The organism is Stenotrophomonas sp. CASM110, assembly GCF_049384345.1.
Lineage (GTDB): Bacteria > Pseudomonadota > Gammaproteobacteria > Xanthomonadales > Xanthomonadaceae > Stenotrophomonas > Stenotrophomonas muris.
This window is the reverse complement of sequence record NZ_JBMRGI010000045.1, coordinates 1-2,777: the sequence shown is the minus strand read 5'-3', so window position 1 is coordinate 2,777 and position 2,777 is coordinate 1. Positions and strand designations below refer to the sequence as shown.

Sequence of the window (2,777 nt, the reverse complement as noted above, 5' to 3'; positions counted from 1 at the left end):
GGTCCCCCCCCCCCCCCCCCCACGGCCAGGTGCCGGCCGCAGAGCGGGGATAGAATCCCTGCATGCCTGAACTGCCCGAAGTCGAAACCACCCGCCGCGGCCTGGCGCCGCACCTGCAGGGCCGCCGCGTGCATGGCGTGATCCTGCGCCGCGCCGACCTGCGCTGGCCGATTCCACCGGAAGTGGCCGAGCTGCTGCCGGGGCAGCGCATCGAGGACATCCGCCGGCGCGCCAAGTACCTGCTGCTGGATACCGCCATCGGCAGCGCGGTGCTGCACCTGGGCATGTCCGGCAGCCTGCGCGTGCTGCCCGGTGACACACCGCTGCGCGCCCACGACCATGTGGATATCAGTCTGGACAACGGCCGCCTGCTGCGCTTCAACGACCCGCGCCGATTCGGCAGCCTGCTCTGGCAGCCCGCCGGTGAGATCCACCCGCTGCTGCAGGGGCTGGGCCCGGAGCCACTGGACGAGGGATTCGACGGCGACTACCTGTTTGCGCGCAGCCGTGGCCGCAGTGCGCCGGTGAAGACCTTCCTGATGGACCAGGCGGTGGTGGTGGGCGTGGGCAACATCTACGCCGCCGAGAGCCTGTTCAAGGCCGGCATCAGTCCGCTGCGCGAGGCTGGGAAGATCTCGCGCGAACGCTACCAGCGGCTGGCCGACGCGGTGAAGGAGATCCTGGGCTATGCCATCACCCGTGGCGGCACCACCCTGCGCGATTTCATCAGCCCCGATGGCGCGCCGGGCTACTTCGAACAGGAACTGCTGGTGTACGGCCGTGACGGGCTGCCCTGCCCGAACTGTGGCCGCGCGCTGAAGCACGCCACCATCGGCCAGCGCGCCAGCGTCTGGTGCAGCCACTGCCAGCGCTGAGCCGGCAGCCAGCGGCAGCTGAACGGGCAGGGCGCGTCTCCGCTGCCCGTTAACGTTTGTCTGCCTATGATGGCCGACCTTCCTCCCTGTGCCTGACGCGCCTGCATGCAACGACGCGACTTCATCCGCAATGCCTCCCTCGCCCTGGCTGCATTCGGCCTGCCGTCCCTGCCCGCGTGCGCGGCCAGCAGGAGCGGCCAGATGGGCCTGCGCCGCCTCGGCCAGCCGCAACCGTTCGACTTCGCTACCCTGAAGGGCCAGGCGCGCGCGCTGGCGCAGGCGCCCTACAAGAGCCACAAGCGGGTGCTGCCGGGCCGTCTGGAAGGACTGGACTGGGACCAGTACCAGTCGATCGGCTACCGCCAGGACCATGCGCTGTGGGCCGACCAGCCCGGCAAGTTCCAGGCCAAGTTCTTCCACCTGGGCCTGTACTTCCATTCGCCGGTGCGCATGTTCGACGTGGTCGACGGCAAGGCGCAGGAGCTGGCCTATGACGGCGCGGCGTTCAACTACGGCAAGAGCGGCATCAAGGATGGCGAGCTGCCGGCCGACCTCGGCTTCGCCGGCTTCCGCCTGAACACCCGCAAGGACACTGACCGCGACTTCGCCGCCTTCCTCGGCGCCAGCTACTTCCGCGCGGTCGGCAAGGAAGGCCAGTACGGCCAGTCCGCGCGCGGCCTGGCGATCGACACCGGAATGAGCAAGCCGGAGGAATTCCCGGATTTCATCGCCTACTACCTGGAACAGCCATCGGCTGATTCGGACACGATCGTGGTCTACGGCCTGCTGGATTCACCCAGCGTGGCTGGCGCCTATCGCTTCGCGATCACCAATGGCGACGTGCTGCTGATGGACATCGACAGCGCGCTGTACCCGCGCAAGCCGATCGAGCGGCTCGGCATCGCACCGTGCACCAGCATGTACCAGGTGGGCGAGAACGACCGCCGCATGGCATGGGACTGGCGCCCGGAGATCCACGATACCGATGGCCTGTCGCTGTGGACCGGCGCTGGCGAATGGATCTGGCGGCCGCTGCTGAACCCGCGCAACCTGCGCTTCAACATGTTCGTGGACCGCAACCCGCGCGGCTTCGGCCTGCTGCAGCGCGACCGCAATTTCGACCATTACCAGGACGACGGCGTGTTCTACGAGAAGCGCCCGTGCCTGTGGGTGGAGCCGAAGGGCGAATGGGGCGAGGGCTCGGTGCAGCTGGTGGAGATTCCCACCGTGGACGAGACGTTCGACAACATCGTGGCGTTCTGGAACCCGAAGGAAAAGCCGCAGCCGGGCCAGGAGCTGCTGGTCGGCTACCGCCTGTACTGGGGCGCCGAACCGCCGGCGCGCCCGCCGCTGGCGCACTGCGTGGCCAGCCGCACCGGCCTGGGCGGTGTGGTCGGCAAGAAGCGCGAGTACTTCAGCTGGCGCTTCGCGGTGGACTTCGAAGGGGGCGAGCTGGCCAGCCTGATCGACAAGGGTGAGGTCGAGGCGGTGGTGGAAGCCAGCCGTGGCCGGGTCGAGATCGTGTCGGCGCGCCCGCTGCGCGAGATCAACGGCTATCGCGCGATGTTCGACCTGGTGCCGCCGGAAGGCAGTACCGAGCAGATCGACATCCGCCTGTTCCTGCGCAGTGGTGGCAAGACGCTTACGGAAACCTGGCTGTACCAGTACACCCCGCCGCCGGCGGGTGCGCCGGAGCGCACGCTGTACTAAGAGGGGGTTGGGTTTGCAGGGCTTGCAGCCCTGCACCTGCAGAGGCCAGAGCAACAGCAACAGCAACAGCCGAAGCCGAAGCAGAAGCTGGTTTCCTGAGGGTAGGCGGGGTGGGTCCGGTGGCGGGAGACGCCGTAAACCCTTCCCTGGGGGCTTGGTCGCGGCATCCATGCCGCGAACACTCCCGCCACC

The 2,777-nt window shown here is 68.3% G+C and carries 2 protein-coding genes; both read left to right on the top strand.

Annotated features, from left to right (window positions below; translation table 11 throughout):
• The first annotated feature begins 62 nt into the window (after positions 1–62).
• Entirely contained in the window at positions 63–875 is an 813-nt protein-coding gene (gene mutM / locus VG561_RS21115) for a bifunctional DNA-formamidopyrimidine glycosylase/DNA-(apurinic or apyrimidinic site) lyase (RefSeq protein WP_014645439.1), read from the top strand.
• Between the two features lie 105 nt (positions 876–980).
• A complete protein-coding gene (locus tag VG561_RS21110) occupies positions 981–2,585 on the top strand; it encodes a glucan biosynthesis protein D (RefSeq protein WP_262093422.1) in 1,605 nt (534 codons plus the stop codon).
• Positions 2,586–2,777: the final 192 nt, after the last annotated feature.